General features: G+C 45.3%; 27 protein-coding genes. 1 reads left to right on the top strand and 26 read right to left on the bottom strand.

Annotation, left to right across the window (positions count from 1 at the left end; genetic code table 11):
* Positions 1-6: 6 nt before the first annotated feature.
* From B9T20_RS03825 to apbC, 18 genes are all read right to left on the bottom strand, one after another.
* Positions 7-276, bottom strand: coding sequence for a BolA family transcriptional regulator (locus tag B9T20_RS03825; protein WP_018122810.1), 270 nt, complete (start codon positions 274-276; stop codon positions 7-9).
* 2 nt (positions 277-278) lie between these two features.
* The gene (locus tag B9T20_RS03820) at positions 279-854 is read right to left on the bottom strand and encodes an inner membrane-spanning protein YciB (RefSeq protein WP_008315560.1); all 576 of its coding nucleotides are present in this window, start codon (positions 852-854) and stop codon (positions 279-281) included.
* Positions 841-1,785: an ACP S-malonyltransferase gene (gene fabD, locus B9T20_RS03815; protein WP_094489888.1), complete on the bottom strand. Its 945-nt coding sequence runs from the start codon at positions 1,783-1,785 to the stop codon at positions 841-843. The genes B9T20_RS03820 and fabD overlap by 14 nt, the downstream gene beginning before the upstream one ends.
* A gap of 14 nt (positions 1,786-1,799) precedes the next feature.
* Positions 1,800-2,753: a beta-ketoacyl-ACP synthase III gene (locus B9T20_RS03810; protein WP_094489887.1), complete on the bottom strand. Its 954-nt coding sequence runs from the start codon at positions 2,751-2,753 to the stop codon at positions 1,800-1,802.
* 3 nt (positions 2,754-2,756) lie between these two features.
* Complete coding sequence (gene plsX / locus B9T20_RS03805; RefSeq protein WP_008315563.1) at positions 2,757-3,812, bottom strand: phosphate acyltransferase PlsX; 1,056 nt, start codon at positions 3,810-3,812, stop codon at positions 2,757-2,759.
* A gap of 86 nt (positions 3,813-3,898) precedes the next feature.
* Complete coding sequence (rpmF, locus tag B9T20_RS03800) at positions 3,899-4,093, bottom strand: 50S ribosomal protein L32 (protein WP_008315565.1); 195 nt, start codon at positions 4,091-4,093, stop codon at positions 3,899-3,901.
* A 33-nt stretch (positions 4,094-4,126) separates the two neighbouring features.
* A complete protein-coding gene (locus B9T20_RS03795) occupies positions 4,127-4,627 on the bottom strand; it encodes a DUF177 domain-containing protein (RefSeq protein ID WP_233491555.1) in 501 nt (166 codons plus the stop codon).
* Positions 4,628-4,700: 73 nt separating this feature from the next.
* Positions 4,701-5,186, bottom strand: coding sequence for a cyclic pyranopterin monophosphate synthase MoaC (gene moaC, locus B9T20_RS03790; protein WP_094489886.1), 486 nt, complete (start codon positions 5,184-5,186; stop codon positions 4,701-4,703).
* Complete coding sequence (locus B9T20_RS03785; RefSeq protein ID WP_094489885.1) at positions 5,176-5,625, bottom strand: YcgN family cysteine cluster protein; 450 nt, start codon at positions 5,623-5,625, stop codon at positions 5,176-5,178. The genes moaC and B9T20_RS03785 overlap by 11 nt, the downstream gene beginning before the upstream one ends.
* The gene (locus B9T20_RS03780) at positions 5,618-6,607 is read right to left on the bottom strand and encodes a YihY/virulence factor BrkB family protein (protein WP_094489884.1); all 990 of its coding nucleotides are present in this window, start codon (positions 6,605-6,607) and stop codon (positions 5,618-5,620) included. Before B9T20_RS03780 ends, B9T20_RS03785 begins: the two co-directional genes overlap by 8 nt.
* Complete coding sequence (locus B9T20_RS03775; protein ID WP_094489883.1) at positions 6,604-7,014, bottom strand: HIT domain-containing protein; 411 nt, start codon at positions 7,012-7,014, stop codon at positions 6,604-6,606. The genes B9T20_RS03780 and B9T20_RS03775 overlap by 4 nt, the downstream gene beginning before the upstream one ends.
* Positions 7,011-7,304 carry a cell division protein ZapA gene (locus tag B9T20_RS03770; protein ID WP_094489882.1) on the bottom strand — a complete coding sequence of 98 codons (294 nt, stop codon included), beginning with the start codon at positions 7,302-7,304 and terminating at the stop codon, positions 7,011-7,013. The genes B9T20_RS03775 and B9T20_RS03770 overlap by 4 nt, the downstream gene beginning before the upstream one ends.
* 9 nt (positions 7,305-7,313) lie before the next feature.
* Positions 7,314-7,652: a hypothetical protein gene (locus B9T20_RS03765; RefSeq protein ID WP_094489881.1), complete on the bottom strand. Its 339-nt coding sequence runs from the start codon at positions 7,650-7,652 to the stop codon at positions 7,314-7,316.
* Positions 7,653-7,669: 17 nt separating this feature from the next.
* Positions 7,670-8,878 (bottom strand): UbiH/UbiF/VisC/COQ6 family ubiquinone biosynthesis hydroxylase, encoded by a 1,209-nt coding sequence (locus B9T20_RS03760; protein ID WP_094489880.1) that lies wholly within the window; start codon positions 8,876-8,878, stop codon positions 7,670-7,672.
* 8 nt (positions 8,879-8,886) lie between these two features.
* Complete coding sequence (locus B9T20_RS03755; protein WP_094489879.1) at positions 8,887-10,056, bottom strand: FAD-dependent monooxygenase; 1,170 nt, start codon at positions 10,054-10,056, stop codon at positions 8,887-8,889.
* Between the two features lie 2 nt (positions 10,057-10,058).
* On the bottom strand, positions 10,059-10,826 hold the full coding sequence (gene map / locus B9T20_RS03750) for a type I methionyl aminopeptidase (protein ID WP_008315578.1): 768 nt from the start codon (positions 10,824-10,826) through the stop codon (positions 10,059-10,061).
* A 14-nt stretch (positions 10,827-10,840) separates the two neighbouring features.
* Positions 10,841-11,410, bottom strand: a complete 570-nt coding sequence (gene dcd / locus B9T20_RS03745) for a dCTP deaminase (protein ID WP_008315579.1) — start codon at positions 11,408-11,410, stop codon at positions 10,841-10,843.
* A gap of 3 nt (positions 11,411-11,413) precedes the next feature.
* The gene (gene apbC / locus B9T20_RS03740; RefSeq protein WP_094489878.1) at positions 11,414-12,496 is read right to left on the bottom strand and encodes an iron-sulfur cluster carrier protein ApbC; all 1,083 of its coding nucleotides are present in this window, start codon (positions 12,494-12,496) and stop codon (positions 11,414-11,416) included.
* A gap of 224 nt (positions 12,497-12,720) precedes the next feature.
* On the opposite strand from apbC, the gene B9T20_RS03735 reads away from it, so the two are divergent.
* Complete coding sequence (locus B9T20_RS03735; RefSeq protein ID WP_233491552.1) at positions 12,721-13,377, top strand: hypothetical protein; 657 nt, start codon at positions 12,721-12,723, stop codon at positions 13,375-13,377.
* Here B9T20_RS03735 and tsaE read toward each other — a convergent pair.
* From tsaE to B9T20_RS03695, 8 genes are all read right to left on the bottom strand, one after another.
* Entirely contained in the window at positions 13,366-13,827 is a 462-nt protein-coding gene (gene tsaE, locus B9T20_RS03730) for a tRNA (adenosine(37)-N6)-threonylcarbamoyltransferase complex ATPase subunit type 1 TsaE (RefSeq protein WP_094489876.1), read from the bottom strand. The genes B9T20_RS03735 and tsaE overlap by 12 nt on opposite strands.
* Positions 13,828-13,830: 3 nt before the next feature.
* Positions 13,831-15,333 (bottom strand): NAD(P)H-hydrate dehydratase, encoded by a 1,503-nt coding sequence (locus tag B9T20_RS03725; protein WP_094489875.1) that lies wholly within the window; start codon positions 15,331-15,333, stop codon positions 13,831-13,833.
* Between the two features lie 158 nt (positions 15,334-15,491).
* The gene (locus B9T20_RS03720; RefSeq protein ID WP_094489874.1) at positions 15,492-16,850 is read right to left on the bottom strand and encodes an MATE family efflux transporter; all 1,359 of its coding nucleotides are present in this window, start codon (positions 16,848-16,850) and stop codon (positions 15,492-15,494) included.
* Positions 16,851-16,877: 27 nt separating this feature from the next.
* Positions 16,878-17,543 carry a MarC family NAAT transporter gene (locus B9T20_RS03715; protein WP_094489873.1) on the bottom strand — a complete coding sequence of 222 codons (666 nt, stop codon included), beginning with the start codon at positions 17,541-17,543 and terminating at the stop codon, positions 16,878-16,880.
* A 67-nt stretch (positions 17,544-17,610) separates the two neighbouring features.
* Positions 17,611-20,211 carry a DNA gyrase subunit A gene (gene gyrA / locus B9T20_RS03710; protein ID WP_094489872.1) on the bottom strand — a complete coding sequence of 867 codons (2,601 nt, stop codon included), beginning with the start codon at positions 20,209-20,211 and terminating at the stop codon, positions 17,611-17,613.
* Positions 20,212-20,319: 108 nt separating this feature from the next.
* The gene (locus B9T20_RS03705) at positions 20,320-21,132 is read right to left on the bottom strand and encodes an ATP-binding cassette domain-containing protein (RefSeq protein ID WP_094489871.1); all 813 of its coding nucleotides are present in this window, start codon (positions 21,130-21,132) and stop codon (positions 20,320-20,322) included.
* Positions 21,129-22,133 carry an iron ABC transporter permease gene (locus tag B9T20_RS03700; protein ID WP_233491550.1) on the bottom strand — a complete coding sequence of 335 codons (1,005 nt, stop codon included), beginning with the start codon at positions 22,131-22,133 and terminating at the stop codon, positions 21,129-21,131. Before B9T20_RS03700 ends, B9T20_RS03705 begins: the two co-directional genes overlap by 4 nt.
* Positions 22,134-22,135: 2 nt before the next feature.
* A complete protein-coding gene (locus B9T20_RS03695; protein WP_233491548.1) occupies positions 22,136-23,002 on the bottom strand; it encodes a hemin ABC transporter substrate-binding protein in 867 nt (288 codons plus the stop codon).
* Positions 23,003-23,009: the final 7 nt, after the last annotated feature.

Below are 23,009 nucleotides of genomic sequence, written 5' to 3'. Positions count from 1 at the left end.
ATGTCCTTATTCTGTCGGAACGGTTGCATCAATACTCAATGCGTGGATGTCGCTGTCCATCATTGACGCTAACGCTGCATAGACCATTCTGTGACGTTTGATGGGGGTTTGCCCAATAAATGCACGCGAACAGATCTTCACAGAGAAATGGCCTGCACCATTTTGTGCGCCGGCATGTCCTGCATGATGGTGGCTATCATCCTCAATTTCAAGGAACTCTGGGGATAAATTTTCACGAAGTAACGCTTCAATGCGCTCAACTCTTTGAACATTCATGCTTATGACTCCTTTGCTTGATTGTGTTTTTTGTTCTCACGGTAAAGATAACCGATCATCACCAATGAGAAAATTGTGGCTAAAATTGGACCAATCACGGTTTTGTAGAGCACCCAACCTTCATTTGACACATTCATCACCACCAATGCAGTGTTAATGAGCCCGCTGATGAAGAAATAGGTCATCCAAATCAAGTTTTGTTTGAGCCAAACATGATCAGGAATATTGAGCTCTAAGTGCTTGGCAAAAAAGTATTTAAATGGCATCGTTTTAGAAAAATACATCACCAACAAAGCAATACAAAGCACTGCATTGATCACCGTTGGCCGCCATTTAATGAAAGCTTCATTGTCAAAATAGACCGTCAAACCAGAAAACAATAACAAGCTGATCAGCATGCCCCAAGTTTTCATGTTCGTTTGACGATAACACACAACGCAAGCTGCAGCCGCAACAATTGCGCTGATGAGTAGAACTTTCGTGGCAAAAATTAAATCTTTACCACCAAAAAAGAATGCTGCTAAAAATGCAACCGATGTTGCACCGAGGGCAATTTGTGGAATATTAATTCGACGCAAAATTCTCTACAACCTCATTCAATGTTGCTTCACTGTCAATATTATAAGAGGTGAGCCCCTTATCAATGCGCTTATTTAAGCCTGTTAATACTTTACCTGGGCCACATTCAACTAAACGCGTCACGCCAGCTTTGGCCATCGCTTCGATGGTTTCTGTCCAGCGCACTGGTTGATACAACTGTTCGATTAAACAAGTTTTAATGGTTTGTGCATCTGTGTGGCTTTGTACGTCCACATTGTGCAATACCGCAATGCTAGGCGCATGAAAGGTCAATGTATCCATATCCACCGCTAAGCGATCAGCCGCTGGCTTCATGAGCATACAATGAGAAGGCACCGAAACTGGCAATGGCATTGCTTTACGGGCACCTTTCTCTTTCGCTAACGCACTTGCGCGTTCAACGGCAGCGCTTGTCCCTGCAATCACCACTTGACCTGGTGAGTTAAAATTCACAGCAGATAACACTTCGCCATTTGCTGCCTCTTCACACAATGCAACCACAGCGGCATCATCCATGCCTAAAATGGCTGCCATTGCGCCTTCACCAGGTTTGACTGCATCTTGCATGTATGCTGCACGCTTCGCAACCAATTGCACAGCATCTTTAAACGATAAAACGCCTGAAGCCACCATCGCTGAGTATTCACCTAAGCTGTGACCGGCTAAAAATTGTGGGCGAACGTCTGTGGATTCACACCATAAACGCCACAACGCAATGCTCACCGTTAAAATGGCAGGTTGTGTGATCACAGTTTTGTTCAATTCTTCTTTTGAGCCTTCCAAAATAATGGTGCTTAAGTCAAAGCCCAATGCTTCGTTTGCTTCTGCCAACGTTGCTGCCACCACAGGATGATCTTTCACATCACTGAGCATGCCTTCTGTTTGTGAGCCTTGTCCTGGAAAAATAAAAGCCAAATCATTTTGAATCATAAAAACCTCTTGTATTACATGCGAATGAGCGCAGAACCCCAAGTGAATCCGCCGCCAAATGCTTCTAATAAAATCAATTGTCCTTCTTTGACGCGACCATCACGGCGCGCCGCATCTAATGCCAATGGAATGCTCGCTGCGGATGTGTTCGCATGCTGATCTACAGTGATGACGATTTTACTGGAATCTAAGCCCATTTTTTTCGCCGTCGCATTGATGATGCGAAGGTTGGCTTGATGCGGAATCAACCAATCCACTTCGCTTGGGTCAATATTGTTGTGCGTCAATGTTTCGGAGACAATTTGATGCAATTTAGAGACCGCGTGCTTAAACACTTCGCTGCCCTTCATTTGTACATACGGATTACCATCCACATCATCCACATACGGACGATCCACCATCAATAAATCTGCATGGCGACCATCGGAATGGATGTGTGTAGACAATACGCCAGCGGTTTCGCTCGCCTCTAAGATAATGGCCGCTGCCCCATCGCCAAACAATACACATGTTGAGCGATCATCCCAGTTCAATAGGCGTGAATACACCTCTGTTCCGATCACTAAGGCACGTGTTGCTGAACCGGCTTTGATGAAATTATCCGCAACGCTCAAGGCATAAATAAAGCCTGAACATGCTGCGGTGACATCAAATGCAGGGGCAAAATGGTTGCCTAACTCTGCTTGGATCAATGTGGCAGTCGATGGATACACTTTATCGGGTGTGGAGGTTGCCACAACGATTAAATCAATGTCCTCTGCGCTCAAACCTGCATTTTCTAATGCAGAACGCGCCGCATTGGCACCAAAACTTGTCGCTGTTTCGCCTTCCTCTGCGATGTAGCGCTGATGAATCCCTGTACGCTCCACAATCCAGTCATGACTTGTTTCAATCTTTTTTGCTAAGTCATGATTGGTGACCACGTTGTTTGGCAAGTAGTGACCTGTTCCAATAATCTTAGAGTACATGCTTTAACCTTTAACTTGTTCCGAATCGGATGTTATACCATCTTCCACTGAAAATTGCTTCTCGATCTTGCCCACAACGTCTTGATCTGCGAGCTTAATGGCAATGTTGATGGCATTGGCAAATGAAATGCGATCGGCATTTCCATGAGATTTGACCACAATGCCGCGCAGCCCAAGTAAACTTGCGCCATTGTAGTTGCGTGGATCCACTTTGCTCTTTAAGGAGCGCAACACTGGCTTTGAGATCAAAGCCGCCATTTTTGTGAAAATGTTCTGTTTGTAGGAGGCTTCTAAATACTTCGCCACCAATTTGCATGAGCCTTCCAATGTTTTCAATGCCACATTGCCCGAAAAACCATCACAAACGACAACGTCTACATCATCAAAGAAGATGCCATCACCTTCCACAAAACCAATGTAGTTCACATCTGTATTTTGTAATAATTTCGCAGTCTCACGCACTAAACTGTTGCCCTTAATGGCTTCTGAGCCAATGTTAAGGAGCGCCACTTTAGGATTTTCGTTTTTATCCACAGCCGTTGCAATGAGGGAACCCATCATGGCAAATTGCTGTAAATGTTTTGGCTCTTCATCCACATTTGCCCCTAAATCGAGCATGTGTACATGTTTATAAGGCGAGCGAATCGACGGCAACACCGTACAGATTGCCGGGCGATCAATCCCAGGCATTGTTTTGAGCACAAAGCGTGCCGTGGCCATTAAAGCCCCCGTATTACCCGCAGAGACACACGCCATCGCTTGACCATTTTTCACTAAGTTGATGGCCACACGCATGGAGGAATCTTTTTTGTTCTTCAGTGCACTTTGGGGTTGTTCATCCATCGCCACCACTTCACTTGCATGATGGATGATGATGCGACCTGAGGTCACCATAGGATGATTGCCAATGTGCGCTTTTAACTGCTCTTGTTGCCCAACGGCAATCACAGTCAATTGATCATGTTCTTTAACAGTCGAAATAACAGCCGGCAATAACTCAGCTAAGCCTTTATCGCCACTCATTACATCCACTGCAATCGTAATTTTTTGATTAAGCACCGTACTATCCAATAGAATTATTTAATAAAAAAACCCACGCAAATGTACATTTACGTAGGTTTTACTTTATCAACAATTGAGCGTAATTACTCTACAGTTGGTACATTTTTATCAAAATTTAATACTTGGCGACCACGGTAAAAGCCGTTAGCAGTGATGTGGTGACGACGATGTAATTCACCGCTTGTCGCATCAGTGCTTAATTGTGCACTTGTTAAGAAGTCGTGTGCACGACGCATATTACGCTTTGAACGTGTTACTTTTGATTTCTGAACAGCCATGTCTATTTCCTCTTAAAATTTACTAAAGAAAAACTATTTTTTTAGTAATTCAGCAAGCTCTGCAAAAGGTTGTCTTGTTTCCTCTTGCGGTTGGAGCTTTTCTAAATAATCCTTTCCTTCGCAATCCTCATTTAGGTCATGCTTTGGCACTAAAGGTAAAGCTAATAATAGCTCGTCCTCTAATAGTTCTAAGAGATTCACATCATCTTCGTCAACTACTAAAATGGCCTCGTCATCGCCAATGAACTCTTGCTCAGACTCATCTTTGACAGGAATCCAGTGAATGGGCAAATCAAACTTTGTCTCGAAAGGTTCTAAACATCGTTGGCAAATTTGTGAAAGGGTCACTTCCACATTACCATTGATCTCTTTTTGCCCTAATGCATTGGTTTCACCTTGAATTCGAAAACGAATGGGCGAATCGACCGAATGCACTGCATCTCTCAATCGAGGAAAAAGCTCGACGTCGAGCGCATCATCGTAAACCCGTCCTTCATTGACAGTTTTTCTGAGGGGAAACTCTGCGTATTTCACTTAAAATACCCTGCTAATATTCTCAAAAAAGATTGCTATTCTAATCTTTGCTGATTTTTTTGTCAAAAATTCTTCACTTTTCAGTGAGTTTATAGTGTCCGCTCTTGCCACCCATTTTTTCTAGGAGCTCGATTTGACTCAACACCATGGATTTATCCACAGCCTTTAGCATATCATAAACGGTCATTAAACCCACAGAAACACCTGTAATCGCTTCCATCTCTACACCTGTTTTGCCCACTGTTTCAGTTTGCACGATGATCTCTAAGGTATTGCCTTCACACAATTTAAACTCAACAGACACGTGCGTTAAAGGTAGTGGATGACATAGCGGAATCAACAATGATGTCTGTTTTGTTGCTTGAATCGCAGCAATGCGCGCGATGCCAAGCACATCCCCTTTTTTGCTTTCACCTTGCGTTAAAGCTTTAAACGCCACATCATTCATGGTGATTTTGCCATGGGCAATGGCAATGCGCTTGGTGTCACTTTTTTCAGCAACATTAACCATATGGGCTTCGCCCGCTTGATTAAAGTGTGTTAATTCATTATGACTCACGGACTAAATCTCCTTCAATCACATAGTAATACAATGGCTTTTTCGCCGACTTTTCGTGGATAAGGCGCTGCCCACAATCCACATATTCACGCACAGTGTCACGGCTGCCGGTTAAAAGATGATGCCATTTTGGCAACGGCTGATTGTGATAGCGGCGAATGTATGCGCAGCTTTCTGGCAACCATTCAATCTCTTGAATCATCTCATACGTGAGTTTAATGCAATCGGGCACAAAGCGTTTACGATTGGCATAATTGGTGCATTGACAGCTTTTTAAATCGAGTAAATCACACGCCACTCGGGTTGTGTAAATATCGCCAGTATCAATGTCTTCAATCTTGTTTAAACAGCACAAGCCGCAACCATCACACAATTGCTCCCACTCATCACTGCTCAATGTTTCTAAAGGGGCTTCCCAAAATGGGGTTTGCTTATCCAAGGGATGTCTCCTTCTTTGTGACGATCGATTCGACCACCCATTCTTTGCCATATTTATCTTTAGGTGAAATGGTCAAGGTGATGCTCTCTGGCACGCTTGAGGTTTCTGTGCCCGCTTGCTTCATCAATTGCTGCGGGTATTGCAACAAACATGTCAAACGGTTACCGAGCAAAATCACAAGCCACGTCAAATCCATCCAAATGAAAAATAAAATCACGCTGGCAAAACCTGAGTAAATGCCAGAATATTTACTGGATGTGGCAATAAAATCTGCAAAAATCTTGCCCATAAAGTGCCAAGCAATCGCAGCCACCAATCCGCCAATTAAAGCTGGTATGATCTTCACCTTCGCATTTGTCAGTAAAAAATAGACCGCTGAGATCACCAATGTCAACAGTCCAATGGTGAGCCCTTCACTGGCATATTTAGTAAGCCACACAGGCACCGGCACTTGAAAAGCTTGCACAATGACTGCACTTGAAATCAATGAGATGAGCGAAAAAATCAACACAGGACCAAAGAGCACCGCCACCAAATAATAGGCAAAACGCTGCGCAAAGGCACGATTTTTCTCAACACCCCACGCTGAGTTAAAGGCGCTTTCAATGGTGCTCATCAAACTCACCACGGTATAAAACAGCACCACAAAACCAATACTGCCAAGGAGCCCCACTTGCACATTGTCCACAAAGCCAATCAATGTATCCATCAATTGCGCATCGTGTAAGCCAATGGCATCAAAGCCTTTATGAAGCATTGGCACAAACGTTTGATACACGCCAAAGCTCTTTAAAATGGAGAAACTCACTGCCATAAAAGGGACGATGGATAAAATTGTGGTGTAGGCTAAAGCTTGGGCTTGCGTGCGAATGCCCTCTTTTGAGACGCTCTCTAGCAAGCGATACAGTAAACGGCAACTCCATTTGAGCGGCGTATGCTCACCTTCCCATAGCCATGCATTGGCGCGTTCAACTAACTTCATAACCCCTCAATCAATGCCGCTTGTAATTTTTTCACTAAGGCTGCTGCCTCTGCTTCACGATACACAATCGGTGCACTGAATTTGCCCCAAATGGGATCTGGCCATGCGACATCGGTCGCAAAGCGTGCCACCACATGAATGTGCAACTGTTTAACCACATTGCCTAAATTGGCCACATTGAGTTTATCTGGGCTGAATAAGCCTTGCATCACGCGAGAGGTTAAAGCCATCTCACGCATGGCTTGCTGCTGATCTGCTTCGGATAAATCAATGAGCTCAGAGACATTCTCACGACGCGGCACCAAAACGAGCCACGCAAAACGTGACTCATTTTGTAAATAGACATTACAAAGGGGCAATTCGGCCACAAAAAACGTGCTTTGCTCGATGCGGGCATCTAAAATCATTGCCCATCCTTTGTCACTAAAGCGGCATCTAATTTCTCATTAAGGGAATCTAAATGACCCACCCAACTTGAGCGAATGTTTTCTAAATCCGCTTGGGCTTGTAATAATTCATCCGATAAATGCAAACCCACCATGATTGCCGCTTGCTCAGGGGACATTTTGCCACTGGCGCGCATGGCTGCTAAACGGCTGTCTAAAGCAGCGGCTGAGCGTTTTAAAGAATCCTCTTTGCCAGGCGGACAAGAGATTTTATAGTCGATGCCTAAAATGGTAATGGTAATCGGTTCCACGTTCTTCTCCTATTGAATGCCTAAAGACTCTAAACGGCTCATGATTTTTTTCAAATGGTTGCTAAGCTCAACATTGCGGGATTGAATTTTTTCATTTTCCGCTTCTAATGCAGCAATTTTCTCACTCGTTGAGGTTTCTAAAGCGGAGAGTTTTTCAGCCGATTCATGTTCAAAGGCTGCCAATTTTGCCGCTGCATCATGTTTTAATGACTCAATGGTGGCCACTGCTTCCGATTTATGCTCATTCAATGTTGTATTGAGCACTAAGAGTTCAGCACGTAGGGTTTGATTTTCACCCAATAATTTAAACACTTTTGATTCTAATAACTTGAATTTCTCTTCGATCATTCTCATGTCCTTATGGATTAAGGTTTGACAAATTTAGGGACATCGCCGTAATAGCCCATTGCAAATCGTGCCAATTCACGTTTCCCAAAAGGCACTTTGTCCGCAAGGCTCAAACCAATGTTGCGAATTTTGTTCACCAAAAAGTGATCCGACCCACCGCTGCGTTTGAAGGCATCCATCGCCCCCATCACCAATAAATTATGTTTTTTGCGGCGCTTCTCATAACGTTTTAAAACTGACTCATCATACAGTGCCATGCCTGCTGTGCGCGCATTGATGAGTTCCTCAACCAATGTTGCGGCATCTAAAAAGCCGATATTGACGCCAAGACCTGCCAATGGATGAATATTGTGTGCCGCATCGCCCGCTAAGACAAAATGGTCACGATAATAATTGCGCGCATGATTCAAACGAAGGGGAAATGCACCCAGTGACCAACTGGCCTCAATGTGACCAAAGCGGCCATCGAAAGCATCCGTTAAACGGCGACTCAATGTTTCACGATCCAGCGCCAACAATTCATCAGCCTCTTGATGCGTGGTGTGCCATGCCAAGGAGCAGCGCCCATCATTTAAAGGCAGGAGCGCCACAGGGCCATTGGTGGTGAATTTTTGCCAACATGTGTTGTCATGACCGCGCTCTGGCTTCACCTGCCCCACGATGGTTTTTTGCCCATAACTCCAACCGGTACACGCAATGCCTGCCCAATCACGAATGAGGGAACGTCCACCATCGGCGCCCACCACCAGTTCCGCCTGAAAGGCTTCGCCCTTTTCTGTATAGACGACAACATGATCCGCAAAATTCTCAAAGCGCACCAACTTGCTTTGATCCATCAAGACGATGTTTTGATGCATTTTCACGCGATCAATCAATGCACCTTGAGTGGCTTCATTGTCTAAAATCCAACCTAAGGCATCTGAGCCTGTGCCATCGGCATCAAACTGCAATGCCCCATTGCCTGAGCCATCCCACACATACATGTGCAAAAATGGTGTCATGCGGCCACTGTGAAGCAATTGATCCCATACGCCCACATGTTCTAACCATTTGCGGCTCGATGGTGTAAATGCCGATACGCGTAAACCGTAATCATCTTTTGGGTATAATTTTTCAATGGGTGCATATTCTACAATCAACACCTGTAAACCCGCCGATGCGAGCGCTAACCCAATGCTTGAACCAACTAAACCTGCACCATTAATGATGACATCAAATTTTTGCATAGCATCTCCTAGTAGCCCATGCCGACTGTGGCAATTTTCTTTTTCACAAATGGGAGGAGTTTGACGCCAAGCAATCCCAAAGATCGAGCCGTTTGCGCCGCACGTCCTTCGATGCCAAAAGCATTGACCAAAAAGTCCGTGGCTCCCACTGTTTTAATAATGTCTTTATGTCGTACTGCATTAAATGCCGCCAAATCATGGGCATTTGGGTGATGATTTTTTGTAAAAAGATCTACAATTGCCTCGCAATCACGAATCCCTAAATTGAGCCCTTGTCCTGCGATGGGATGTAATCCATGCGCGCTGTTGCCCGCCAATAATAAACGCCCTGAAACCACTTTTTTGGGCACCATTAACGTGAGCGACCAAACCTGACGTTCACTGACTTCTGTAATGTCGCCCAATCTTGCCCCAATGCGGGAAAGTACTTCAGCGGCATAAGTCAAATCAGACGCCCGCTGCCAACGATCGCGCTCTTGACGATCCGTCATCAATACCACCGCCATCTCTTGTTCATTGACGGGCAATAATGCCAAAGCGCCTTCTTGCGTGAAGCGCTCATAAGCAATGTTTTGATGTTTTTTCTCAAAGCGCACCCGCGCAATGACGGCCATTTGATCATAATCACGCATGAACGTTTCAATGCCAAAATGTTGGCGCAGTGCAGAATGGACACCTTCAGCTGCAACGAGCCAATCAAAATGTGCCGTGCGCGTTTGTCCATTGTGTTTAAGGGTCACCTGACCCTCAGCTAAACCGGCCGTTGGCACAATCGCAGTGGCAAAAGCCAACGTAATCGCAGGAATTTGCGTCACCTGTTCATACAACGCCAAAATAATGCGCCCTTGAGGCACTAAAAAGCCGAAGTGATCGATATCATGGGCATCTGCCTTCATCAACACTTCCACTTTGCAATGTTTTTGCGACACATGCACCGCATCAATGGGCGTTGCATGCATCGATAATTGATCCCAAACACCAAGGCGCTTAAAAAAGGCCACGGTGCGATGGGACAAAGCCAACATGCGACGATCATCTAATAATATCTTTGGATCAATGTGCGTTTTTTGATCAAGCAGCGTCACATTAAAACCTGCTTGCCCCAATCCTAACGCCAATGCAAGGCCAATGGGCCCTGCGCCTGATACACAAAATGACACTTTAGAATGATCGTTCATAATTATGCTTTTTTCGGTAGAGTTAAAATTTCATGACCCGTTGCTGTGACCAAAATTTGATGTTCCCACTGTGCAGATAATGAGCGGTCACGCGTCACAACAGTCCAACCATCGGACAACACTTTACACGTGTGTTTGCCTACATTGAGCATGGGCTCAATGGTGAAAATCATACCTTCAGCCATCACATCGGTGACTTTTGGCGAATCATAATGGAGCACCAAGGGCGCTTCATGGAATTCAATGCCAACGCCATGGCCACAAAAATCTTCCACCACAGAAAAATGGTTGGCATGGGCATGTTTTTCAATCGCTTGACCAATTTCACGAAACGATGCGCCAGGCTTTACAGTCTCGATGCCAAGCATCATGCATTCATACGTTGTGTCAATTAAGCGGCGCGCCAATGTTGAGACTTCACCTGCTGTATACATGCGGCTATTGTCCCCAAAGTAACCATCTAAAATCACCGTCACATCGATGTTCAGGATGTCGCCTTTTTTGAGTTTTTTGTCGCTTGGAATCCCGTGGCACACCACGTGATTGACGGAGATACATGTATATTTTGGAAAACCTGGATCACCATAACCGTAGCAAGCAGAGATGCCGCCATTATCCAAAATGTATTGATTCATGATGTTATCAAGCTCAAGGGTTGTGACCCCGACTTTGACATAATCACCAATCATATCCAAAACATCCGCAGCTAAACGGCAAGCTTTACGAATGCCTGCGATCTCTTCTGCGGTTTTAATTCTAATGTTAGACATTACAATCCTTATTTTTAGGTTCTAGGAAGTGTGACGCCGGTTTGGCCTTGGTATTTACCACCGCGGTCTTTATAAGAGGTTTCACACACTTCATCGGATTCAAAAAAGAGCATCTGTGCAACACCTTCGCCTGCATAGATTTTTGCAGGTAATGGTGTTGTGTTTGAAAACTCAAGCGTCACATGCCCTTCCCATTCGGGTTCTAAAGGCGTGACGTTCACAATGATGCCACAACGTGCATAGGTGGATTTACCTAAACACACCGTCAAAACATTGCGCGGAATGCGAAAATATTCAATGGTTCTCGCTAAGGCAAAAGAGTTTGGCGGAATGATGCACACATCGGACTCGACATCGACAAACGTGCCCGCTTCAAAATTTTTCGGATCTACAATCGTAGAGTTGATGTTGGTAAAAACTTTGAACTCATTGCTACAACGGACGTCATAACCATAGCTTGAGGTACCATAGCTGATGATGCGATTGTCATTGTCATCATAGCGCACTTGCCCTGGGGCAAATGGTTCAATCATGCCATATTTTTCGGCCTGTTCGCGGATCCAACGATCTGATTTAATGCTCATAATTTAGCGATTCTCTACAACAATTTTAGGAAATTTGCCGGCAACATCCTTCGGACGCTGAGACAAATGTGACACCATTTTAAGTGCAATTTCTTGATAACGCAAAGCGATATCCGAGGCATCTAATGCATGTACTTGGCCTTGATCAAGGGCTTGACGCACACGAATGTCTAATGGCAATTGCCCCAATAATGGCACATGGCTGTCTTCGGCTAAGGCTTTACCGCCATCGGTGCCAAAGATTGCTTCTTCATGGCCACAATGAGAACAAACATGCGTGCTCATGTTTTCCACCACGCCTAAAATCGGTACATCCACTTTGTTGAACATGTCGATGCCTTTGCGCGCATCAATCAAGGCAATGTCTTGTGGCGTTGTGACAATCACACTGCCCGCCACTGGAATTTTTTGGGACAATGTCAATTGAATGTCACCGGTTCCTGGCGGCATGTCGATGATTAAATAATCAAGATCGCGCCACATGGTGTCGTTTAATAACTGCGTCAATGCACCAACAGCCATGGGTGCACGCCAAATCATGGCGTTTTCTTCATCCACTAAAAAGCCGATGGACATCGTTTGTAAACCATCGACATCAATCGGTTGCATGCTTTTATTATCACGTGAACGCGGGCGCTCGTTGGTGCCCAACATTTTTGGCATGCTTGGCCCGTAGATGTCCGCATCTAAAATGCCCACGGTAAAGCCTTCATTTTTTAATGCATGGGCTAAATTGATGGAAGTTGTGGATTTACCCACGCCGCCTTTACCGGAACCCACTGCAATGATGTTTTTGATGTTATCCATCGGTTTTAAACCGTTTTGCACTTTGTGGGCAACGTTTTTTGCATTGATCACAAAGCGCGCGCTTTGACCGCGTTGTAGTAATGGCTCAATGGCTTCGCTACACGCTTTGACCAAGGCATCGTTATAGGTTTTGCTTTCAAAGTTGAGGGCGATCGTCACGGTATAAGATTGATCACTCTCTTGCCACTCCACAGACTTGATGCGCAAAAGCTCACCTAAACGCTTGTTGTCATAAATCACTTTAACGTCATTTAAAGCATTAATGATCTTTTCTTTCATACAACCCTCAATGTTCATTCTATCAATTGCAACATTCTACCACGCGCAACAAATATGAATAGAACCAATTCGAACGAGAAATTCAAATAAACCTTAGTGTCTCTTGATTCTCGGTCAAATGTGAGACGGTTATTTCATAAATTTCCGTGATATACTTTTGCGCTGAAGACTTCTCAAAACAGTGTAATTGATCAATCTAATAATTGAATAGAGACAGGATAATGATGAAAAAAATAATCCCCATATGTGCTGCGAGCATGGTTGTGCTTACAGGTTGTATTTGGCCGGCTGTGGAGGGTGCGCCGGTGTTTGGTGTGCCATATGATCAACCGATCGCAGCGCAACCTAAATATGACTATGAGCATTATCAAAACTTTAACATCGAAGCCGTAGAAGTGACGCCAATGGGCGGCGATGCGCTCGCGTATCAAACACAAGCCTCTTACAACATGCAAGAAGCCATGCGTCAATCCATCATTGAAGTGAAGCAAAAATATCCCCGTATTTTCAATGATTACAATACTTTCTTAATCGGCGCCTTTGTGGATGTGAATGATTTAAATAAAAGCGATAAAGCTGGCCGCATCTCTGCGATGGGCTTAACAAATGTGATTGGTAAAACAGCGCAAGCTAAATACATTCGCTACAAGCGTGACATGATCACCGTTGCCAACCATATGGTTGCCCCAACAGTTCAAGCCACGAAAGCGGCTGAGATTTTTAACTCAGAAGTGATTGTGATGGGTGTTTATAAGGTACAAAACGAAGATTTAAATCTTCGTTATGCATTTTATGATGCCAAAACCCGCGCCTATTTAGGCGAAGGTTTTGTGAGCATTCCATTAGATCGTAAAGTGTCTAAATTTGCCTTAGACATTTAATGCGCTGAGCACCTGTTGCCCGAGCTCTGTTTCGGGCAATAGATGCATCGTCAAAAACTCATCGCGCTCAAGGGATAACAATAAATCAGGCGCAGGCAATGAATCGCCGCCCTTTTCTGGCCACTCAATCAGCCACACTTTATGATCATCTTCTAAAAAGCCAAGATCATACAAATCCTCTTCATGAATGCGATACAGATCGATGTGATCCACCGCAATGTCACCGGCTTGATAGCTTTCAATGATGGTATAGGTTGGACTTTTGATGGTTTCTGTCACCCCAAGCGCCGTTAAAAAGTATTTGGAAAAGGTGGTTTTACCTGCACCTAAATCACCGGAGAGATAAATTTTGATGCTGTTGTGACGAAACTCCTGAATGAGCGCTGCAAGCGAACGCGCAATTTCCGCAGTGTCCGCTTCAGAGTGTAATTCAATCATTTTTGGTTCCATGATCTACTCCTTTAATTTCGCAATCGCTTCAGGTAAAAACTCAATGACATCCGTTGCAATCACAGAGCGATAACCATCTTTTGCACATAAATCGCCCGATAAACCATGGAGCCACACACCCAAACGCGTGGCACGACGAATGGACACGCCTTGCACAATCAAACCGCCAATGATGCCGCTTAACGCATCGCCCATACCGGAGCTTGCCATGGCAGGATTGCCCGTCGTATTGATGCTTAAAAAGTCAGAATCGCACACCAATGAACCAGCACCTTTGAGCACCGTAATGCCAAAACGTGAAGAGAGTTGATTCGCCGTCACTAAGCGATCGGCTTCCACATCATTGACTGTGCCATGCAACAAGCGCGCAGCCTCGACAGGATGCGGCGTGATCACCATATTGTCGATGTTTTCATCCAATAACTCTTTTGACACAGCGCCTTTGGCGATCAAGTTTAAACCATCGGCATCAATCACAAGTGGCTTGCCGGATGCCAAAACAGCATTCATCAAATCAATGGACCATTCATTGGTGCCAAGACCACAGCCCACCACAATACACGTGGCAATGTCTAAAAGATGCGCCATCTCTTCACTGTTGTGTACGCCATGCACCATCAATTCAGGATGATACGGAATCATGGCCGTAGCATGATGTGGATGCGTGGCAATTGATACGCGCCCTGCACCGATGCGCAGTGCCGCATGCCCCGCGAGCAATGCTGCGCCCGCCATGCCAATGTAACCGCCCACCACCAATACATGTCCAAAATTGCCCTTATGGTTGAACTTTTTACGATCCGGAAACCATTCCGCCATTGCAGGTAAATTAAAACAGCAGGACGCCGCGCGCACAGATTCAAAGCACGCTTGCGGGATCCCTAAATCTGAACAGATCACCTTACCCACATATTCAGGACCTTTACCAGTGTATAAACCTGGTTTTTGGGCAATGAATGTGATGGTTTCTGTGGCTTTGACCGCTTCGCTTAAAATCGCGCCCGTATTTGCGTTCATACCTGATGGCACATCGATGGAGATCACAGGTTTGCCGCTTCTATTGATGAGCATTGCTGCCCCTAACCATTCACCAGACAATGCGCGGTTTACGCCGGTGCCCATCATGGCATCGATGATGAGATCTGCATCATCTAAACTTGATGATGAAAAGGATTCGCAAGGCACACCCATGCCTTTTGCAGCTAAGTAAGCTTTACGCACATCGTCCACTAAGTTATTCGGCTCTGCAAGATAGTACACCTTCACATCAAAGCCAGCGCTCAATGCCTGCTGTGCAAAGAAATAGCCATCCCCACCGTTACGCCCGGCGCCGACAATGACGGCGATTTTTTTCACATCCGGATAAGACTTATAGAGATATCCTAAAATAAAGAGCGCCGCGCGCTGCATCAACGTAATTGATGCAATGTTTAAGGTCTCTAGCGCTGCCTGTTCGATCTCTTTGATGGCTTTAATATCATATAGAGGTGTTGAAGTGCTATTCATAATGTTGAACAATCCTACAAAAAAATAATTGAGTGATCCGAAACGGTACTAAAATAGTCCTAAGCTTACCTGCTGTATAGCTGTCGATCATTATTCATACAGATGATCAATGTAACAAATGAATTGCATCGCACAGGAAAATCAAAGTGCTCGTTGATTTAAATCAAAGGGAGTTTTTTGGTCAATTGCTTAAACTGCCATTCTAAGCGCAAATTCGAGAGAATCGCAGAACAGGTCAAGCCTACAATCAAACCAATCCAGACCCCTTCAGCCTGCATATTTTTCACAACCGCCAAATAATAACCTGTGGGCAACGCAATGCACCAATACGCAACAATGCCAATCATCATTGGCGCTTTGGTATCCTTCATGCCACGAAGCCCGCCAGCTGCGGCAATTTGTAACCCATCCGGCAATTGGAAAATAATGGAATAAATCAATAGGTGCGCACTCAATGCCAAAATGCTTGGATCATCTGAGAACACCATTGGTAGATAAAAACGAGCGGTGTATAAATAGATGCCCGTACAAATCATGATGGCAAAACAGGTTCTGCGGCCCATGCGTGCAATGCGTATTGCGCCTTCATAATCTTTACGCCCCATGCGTTGCCCCACTAAAGCCGTTAAAGCAAATGAGGTGCTAAGGGGAATCATGAACGATAAACTTGTGATGTTCAGCGCGATTTGATGGCTATTGATCACAAGCTCACCAAAGCGCCCTAAGATCAAACCTGACACAGAGAACATCGCCACTTCTGCAAAGATCGAGGCACCATTTGGCAAACCCACTTTCAATAAAGCGCGAATTTGCTTCAGAATGCGCGCACGATATTTAAAAAGTTGCAATGCTTTTAATCGAGGTTCCACCCTAAAAAAGAGCAGCATACAGATCAACATGCACCACATCGCGCTGGCTGTCCCCATGCCTGAGCCAATCACACCCAAGCTTGGCAACCCAATGGGTGCATAACCATTGACCAAAAAGTAGTTCATCACGCCATTGACCACAAAGCCCACGCATGTAACCAATGTTACAGGCACCGCACGAGCAACACCTTCACACACACAGCGCAATGTATTGAATAAAAATATTGCGGGCACACCTAAAGAGAGCGCCCGCAAATAATCCACCGTTAAAGGAATCACCGCTTCTTGCACTTCAAAGAGGCGCAAAATGCCTTCTGAATGCCACATGATGAACATCGCAATTACGGCAAACACCATCGCCATCATCGTGCCGCCTTGAAACACTGTCGGGATGCGTTTAACGCGATTTGCCCCAAAAAAGTGCGCTGTCAAAATGGTGATGCTCATCAAAGTGCCCGATGAGAAAAGTAAAATAGGGTTCCACACAAATACACCCATCGCAACACCTGATTGCACAAGGGGATCAAAGTGCCCAGTAATCGCAATGTCTGTGGTGCCCATGCCCACTTGCAACAGCTGAGTACATAAAATGGGCAGCGCTAAGAAGATGAGCGCTTTAAATTCAGCGCCCACAAAAACTTTTTTCATGCAGTGTCCTCGTCAAAAAGAGGTGATTTAAGGTTGTGTGTGATGCAGTAATTCCACCACACCATTGATGCAAAATTGTACGCCCATGCAAACGAGTAAAAAACCCATTACGCGTGAGATCACTTCGATGCCGCTTTGTCCTAATTTACGGATGATGAATTCTGAACTTCTTAAACAAAACCACAAAAATAGGCACAATGCGATGAAGGAAAACACAGGCGCGGTCAGTGTTACCCACGTTGGCGCACCAAAATTTGGCAATGTTGAGGCAATGGAGATCACCATTGCGATCGTCCCTGGCCCTGCAAATCCCGGCATGGTTAATGGGATAAATGCAAGATTCATGGCGGCTCTGTTTTTCAATTCATCTTTTTTACTTTCAAGCTCAGGCGTTGAGCCATAATTTTGTGGCGGAAAGAGCATCTGAAAGCCAATCACCATCACAATTAAACCGCCAGCAATGCGCAATCCCGGAATCGAGATGCCAAAAATCTGCATCACCAATTGCCCACAATAAAAACTGATGAGCATCACAATCAATGAGTATTTAGCAGCATCCTTTGCCTGCTTATGTTTTTCTTCGGTTGAGAGTCGTGCCCCAAGGCTCATCATCAACGTGACCGCCACCAAAGGGTTCGCCAATGGAATCAGCATCAAGAAAACCATCGCAATCATTTTGACAAAATCTAACATGTCACCTCCTCAAAATTAGATAAGGCAGGGATTGCCCTGCCTTATGGAAATGAATTGTGACACGATCTTATTCGTTCGTTGTCACCACTTCTTCAGCATCCGGTGTTTCTGCTGCATCTTCTGGCATCTCTTCTTCAGCTTCAACCGCCGTTAAGCCCACCAATTGATCCGATTCATCTAAGCGAATCAAACGAACCCCTTGCGTGTTGCGACCTAAAATGGAGATCTCAGAAACGCGCGTGCGCACCAATACGCCGTTACTTGAAATGAGGATCACTTCCTCGTCTTCTTTCACTAAACAGGCACTGATCACAGAACCATTACGCTCTGACGTTTGAATGCCGATCATCCCTTTACCGCCGCGACGGTGACGCGTGAACTCTTCAGCGCGCGTGCGTTTACCATAACCATTTTCTGTGGCGATCAAAATCACGCTGTCCGCTTCAGGAATGATCATGGAAATGATGGTTTGTGCATCCGTTAAATTCATGGATTTAACGCCGCGTGCACCACGACCGGTATCACGCACATCCGCTTCACTGAAGCGATTGACTTTACCATCAGAGGTAAAGAGCATGATGTCTTTCTCACCATCTGTGATCGCAGTGCCAATAAGCTCATCGCCTTCATCTAACGTTAAGGCAATCACACCCGTTGAACGCTGACTTGCAAACTTATCTAAGCTTGTTTTCTTAATCACACCATGACGCGTTGCCATCACAATGAACAATTCAGCGCTGTACTCTTCCACCGGTAAAATAGATGTGATGCGTTCACCTTCAGACAACGGCAACATGTTCACAATCGGGCGCCCTGGGGAACCGCGACCGGCTTCTGGCAATTCATAAGTGCGAAGCCAATACACGCGGCCAATGGATGAGAAACACATCAATTGTGCATGCGTACTTGTGGTGATGAGATTCACCACGTGATCTTCATCTTTCACTTTTGCTGCTGATTTACCGCGGCCACCACGTCTTTGCGCTTGATATTCACCCAATTGTTGATACTTAATGTATCCGCGGTGAGACAATGTCACCACCACTTGTTCATCGGCAATGAGATCTAAAATATCAATGTCTTCAGCCGATGGGCGAATCTCTGTGCGACGCGCATCATGGAAATCAGCACGCACTTTTTCTAACTCTTCTAACACCACTTCTTTTAAGCGATCAGGATTCACTAAAATTTCAATGAATGCGGCAATCGCTTCTAATAAGATTTGGTATTCATCATGAATCTTATCTTGCTCTAAACCCGTTAAGCGCTGTAAACGCATGTCTAAAATGGCTTGGGCTTGTACTTCAGTGAGGCGATAGCCACCTGCCACTAAACCATAATCACCATTTTGATCAAGAGCCGCGGCTTCATTGAGCTGTGCTGCGCGCTCAAGCATCGGAATGACATCACCTGCTGTCCAGATTTTCTCAAGCATTTTGACTTTAGCTGTCGCACCATCTTTTGAAGAACGGATCAATTCGATCATCTCATCGATGTTCACAAGTGCCACTGTCAAACCTTCTAACAAATGGGCGCGTTCACGGGCTTTACGTAAATCATAGATGGTGCGACGTGTGATCACTTCGCGGCGATGGGCAATGAACGCTTCTAGCACTTGCTTTAAGTTCAACAATTTTGGCTGACCTTGGTCGATCGCCACCATGTTGATGCTAAAGCTGCTTTGTAACGCTGTGTGCTTATACAATTGATTGAGCACCACCATGCCAGATTCACCGCGTTTTAATTCGATGACAATGCGCATGCCGTCTTTATCGGACTCATCACGCAAACCATCAGGCGCAATGCCTTCAATGATTTTATCGCGGTGCAATTCCACAATTTTCTCAATGAGGCGCGCTTTGTTCACTTGATAAGGTAATTCTGAAACCACAATCACTTCGCGATTGCGTTTTTCATCAATTTCAATGTCACAACGGGCACGCATCACAACGCGGCCACGACCTGTGTGATACGCTTCACGCACACCTTTTGTGCCATTGATGATGCCCGCAGTTGGGAAGTCTGGCGCCGGAATGTGTTCCATCAACTCATCAATCGTCACCTCAGGATTTTGAATGAGGGCAACACATGCATTGATGGTTTCTGTTAAGTTGTGTGGCGGAATATTCGTCGCCATCCCCACGGCAATACCGGATGAGCCATTGACCAATAAATTCGGGATTTGTGTGGGCAATACAGAAGGCTCAACCTCTGATCCATCATAGTTTGGGATGAAATCAACGGTTTCTTTGTCGATGTCTTGTAATAATGTATGGGCAATGCGGCTCATTCTCACTTCTGTATAACGCATCGCAGCGGGGGAATCCCCATCGACCGAACCGAAGTTACCTTGACCATCAACCAACATATAACGCATTGAGAAGGGTTGTGCCATGCGCACAATGGAATCATAAATTGCACTGTCACCGTGTGGATGGTATTTACCCATCACATCACCCACGATGCGCGCAGATTTTTTATAAGGCTTATTCCAATCGTTATGAGTTTGGTTCATCGAGTGTAAAATTCGACGATGAACGGGTTTCAAACCATCTCGCACATCCGGCAATGCACGTCCGATAATGACGCTCATGGCATAGTCGAGATAGGATTTTCTCATCTCTTCTTCTAAGTTAACCGAAACTATCTCTTTGGCAAACTCACTCATTGAATTTCCTTTGTGTAATAATTAACCATAAAACTACAAAATCATATCACAAAATAGGATTTTCTGCCTGTAATTCACATAGGTACCATGACAATTTCAATGAGTGGCTCACTCACCGCCAAAAATGGATAATGCGTGCGCATTAGGATGATTTGCATTGTTCAATTGTATGAAGGGAATTTGAAAAACTTGCCCTAAAATCGCCCCATCTTTTAAGGATGCAGCAGGATACACGCCTTGCAATTCACCTTTTGCCAAAATGATGCAATCATCCGCCACATGCAGCGCTTGATTGAGATCATGCATCACGCACACAATCGTCATTTTGCGCGCCCGCAAATCATCGAAATAGTTGAGTAAATGCTTTTGATGATACAAATCTAAATGGTTAAACGGCTCATCTAACAGCAACAAGCGATCCTCGCCGGCTGTTTCAAGCTCAAAGAGCGATTGCACCAACACGCGGCCAATTTGCACGCGATGCTGCTCACCGCCCGACAATGCTTGATAGGTGCGATCTAATAAATGGCTGAGCTGCAAACTCTCTGCCACTTCAGCAATGAGCACTTTGCCTTGGAGATGCTGCTCATTGATACCATAGGGCATCAAACCCATCGACAAAATCGCCATCACGCTGATGGCAAAAGGAATGTGCTGCAATTGTGGCAACACCGCACGTTTTTTGGCCAAATGCTCAATGGGATAGTTGTGTAAATCGCGGCCATCTAATTCGATGCGCCCTGTGGTTGGCACAGTATCGCCGGACAACAAATGCAACAATGTCGTTTTGCCCGCACCATTTGGGCCAATGAGTGCGGTCAATCGATGCTTTTGAATGCTCAGGTGCGGAATGTTCACCAAAGTCCGCACGCCGTGACGCGTTTTAATGTCATGGGTTAAATCATAAATCTCTAACATCATCTGAGCCCCGCTTGTCGATAGACTAAATAGCCCAAAAATGGTGCGCCAATGAAGGCAGTGAAAATACCAATCGGCACTTCAGCTGGCGCGGCCAATACGCGTGATAAACTGTCGGCAATGAGCAGCAACAATCCGCCCATTAAAAAGGAGATCGGTAACACAAATCGATGATCAGAACCAAAGATCATGCGCACCAAATGCGGAATCACCAAACCCACAAAGCCAATGCCGCCTGAAAATGCCACCGCACTGCCCGTTAGAATCGCAACGCCCCAAATTTGCTGTTTCTTTAAGCGCTCCACATTGATGCCTAAATGGCGCGCTTCTCGTTCACCTAAGAGCATCGCATTCATCGCGCGAATTCTCAAAAGGAAAAAAGGCACGACCACAAGCTGAATCATTAATAATACGAGCAGCTTTGAGTAATCAAATCCACCTAAGCTGCCCAATGACCAAAAGGTCAAAGAGCGCAATTGATCATCGGTTGCCACAAAGCTCAATAACCCCAAGAGCGCGCCAATGAAGGCGTTGATGGCGATCCCCACCAATAACATCGAACTGACGCTTACATTTTGATTGTGTCTTGAGACATAGTATAAAAAAGCTGTCACAGCCCACCCACCAATGCAGGCTGCGACAGGCAGCGTATAATCGTTTAAGTAATCTATTAGTGCAGGAAATAGCTTGCCACCCAAAACAATTGTTAACGCTACAAAAAACGCCGCACCACTTGAGACCCCAATAATGCCGGGCTCCACCAAGGGATTGCGAAATAAACCTTGCATCACAGCACCTGAGATGGCAAATGCGCCACCGACTAAAAGTGCTGCGAGAATCCTTGGCAGACGAATCTGCCAGAAGATGTAATTGTCTAAACTGCCTGTGTTAAAAATCTCTGCCCATGAGATGCTAAGCGCACCTACATAACTTGAGATCACAACCGTACAGATGATCAAGCCCACCATTGTCAGTAGGCTCAATGATAATGATCGATCTCCCACAACTACTCTTCCCCTAGGCACTCATTGACAAGGCCATTGAGGGCGAGCGCATCATCATATAAATGGATGCCATAGACGAGCATGTGGCTGATGTCCACTTCATAGACGCATTTAGGGGCAACGGGCGCCGGCCAACCTAAAGCAGCGCTGTCTAAACGCACAATGGGCGGTGCTTCTGTTTTGCCATCATAGCGCTTACCAATGAAGACAATGTCCGCCCCTTGCTGAATTTGTGTTTCCACATTCACCGCCTTATAAGCGCTGAATTGTTTTGCAAAGGGATTGTCCATGCCCAAGAGCTCAATTAAAGCATTCGCACTTGTGTCATTGCCAGCAAAGTTTTGACTGCTGCCATTTTTGCCTTGCCCCATTTCATTCATAATAAAGAGGGCTTTTTTTCCACCGCGCGCGGCAATCGCTTTTTGCAAAGTTTGATGCTTTTCTTCTAACTCGGCATTGATCACTTCACTTTGTGAAGCGGCGTCTAATGCTTCACCGATTTGACTGACCATGGTTTTTAATTCAGCCATGTTCACCGGTTTTTTTACAGTGAGATTCTTAATGCCGGCGCCATTGACTTGATCAATGGTGGTTTGTGGTCCTGAATCCGATGACCACAACACCAGCGTGGGTTTTAAAGAGAGCATCCCTTCTGTGGAAAGGGCAATGCGATAACCCACATCCGGTAAAGCCCTTAAATCATCGTTATAACGGCTTGTAGTATCTGCGCCCACCAATTCGGATGCTTTGCCTAACGCTTCCACCACTTGTGTGATGTAAGCAGAGGTTGTGATGATGCGTTCATTGGCAAAACTTGGGGTGAGCATTGCCGCAACACAGGCAGCCGCAAGGGTCATTTTTTTAATCATGGATATC

It is taken from the genome of Wohlfahrtiimonas sp. G9077, assembly GCF_002252155.1.
Lineage (GTDB): Bacteria > Pseudomonadota > Gammaproteobacteria > Cardiobacteriales > Wohlfahrtiimonadaceae > Wohlfahrtiimonas.
This window is presented reverse-complemented; position numbering and strand designations above follow the sequence as displayed.

What these genes read in the sequence shown, in the direction of transcription:
- B9T20_RS03825 (WP_018122810.1), bottom strand. Translation starts at nt 276, where the DNA reads ATGAATGTTCAAAGAGTTGAGCGCATTGAAGCGTTACTTCGTGAAAAT.
- B9T20_RS03755 (WP_094489879.1), bottom strand. Translation starts at nt 10,056, where the DNA reads ATGAACGATCATTCTAAAGTGTCATTTTGTGTATCAGGCGCAGGGCCC.
- B9T20_RS03715 (WP_094489873.1), bottom strand. Translation starts at nt 17,543, where the DNA reads ATGTTAGATTTTGTCAAAATGATTGCGATGGTTTTCTTGATGCTGATT.
- B9T20_RS03780 (WP_094489884.1), bottom strand. Translation starts at nt 6,607, where the DNA reads ATGAAGTTAGTTGAACGCGCCAATGCATGGCTATGGGAAGGTGAGCAT.
- tsaE (WP_094489876.1), bottom strand. Translation starts at nt 13,827, where the DNA reads ATGGAACCAAAAATGATTGAATTACACTCTGAAGCGGACACTGCGGAA.
- B9T20_RS03760 (WP_094489880.1), bottom strand. Translation starts at nt 8,878, where the DNA reads ATGCAAAAATTTGATGTCATCATTAATGGTGCAGGTTTAGTTGGTTCA.
- B9T20_RS03725 (WP_094489875.1), bottom strand. Translation starts at nt 15,333, where the DNA reads ATGAATAGCACTTCAACACCTCTATATGATATTAAAGCCATCAAAGAG.
- B9T20_RS03705 (WP_094489871.1), bottom strand. Translation starts at nt 21,132, where the DNA reads ATGATGTTAGAGATTTATGATTTAACCCATGACATTAAAACGCGTCAC.
- dcd (WP_008315579.1), bottom strand. Translation starts at nt 11,410, where the DNA reads ATGAGCATTAAATCAGATCGTTGGATCCGCGAACAGGCCGAAAAATAT.
- B9T20_RS03695 (WP_233491548.1), bottom strand. Translation starts at nt 23,002, where the DNA reads ATGATTAAAAAAATGACCCTTGCGGCTGCCTGTGTTGCGGCAATGCTC.
- gyrA (WP_094489872.1), bottom strand. Translation starts at nt 20,211, where the DNA reads ATGAGTGAGTTTGCCAAAGAGATAGTTTCGGTTAACTTAGAAGAAGAG.
- B9T20_RS03765 (WP_094489881.1), bottom strand. Translation starts at nt 7,652, where the DNA reads ATGATCGAAGAGAAATTCAAGTTATTAGAATCAAAAGTGTTTAAATTA.
- rpmF (WP_008315565.1), bottom strand. Translation starts at nt 4,093, where the DNA reads ATGGCTGTTCAGAAATCAAAAGTAACACGTTCAAAGCGTAATATGCGT.
- map (WP_008315578.1), bottom strand. Translation starts at nt 10,826, where the DNA reads ATGTCTAACATTAGAATTAAAACCGCAGAAGAGATCGCAGGCATTCGT.
- B9T20_RS03810 (WP_094489887.1), bottom strand. Translation starts at nt 2,753, where the DNA reads ATGTACTCTAAGATTATTGGAACAGGTCACTACTTGCCAAACAACGTG.
- B9T20_RS03720 (WP_094489874.1), bottom strand. Translation starts at nt 16,850, where the DNA reads ATGAAAAAAGTTTTTGTGGGCGCTGAATTTAAAGCGCTCATCTTCTTA.
- B9T20_RS03775 (WP_094489883.1), bottom strand. Translation starts at nt 7,014, where the DNA reads ATGATTTTAGATGCCCGCATCGAGCAAAGCACGTTTTTTGTGGCCGAA.
- B9T20_RS03735 (WP_233491552.1), top strand. Translation starts at nt 12,721, where the DNA reads ATGAAAAAAATAATCCCCATATGTGCTGCGAGCATGGTTGTGCTTACA.
- apbC (WP_094489878.1), bottom strand. Translation starts at nt 12,496, where the DNA reads ATGAAAGAAAAGATCATTAATGCTTTAAATGACGTTAAAGTGATTTAT.
- fabD (WP_094489888.1), bottom strand. Translation starts at nt 1,785, where the DNA reads ATGATTCAAAATGATTTGGCTTTTATTTTTCCAGGACAAGGCTCACAA.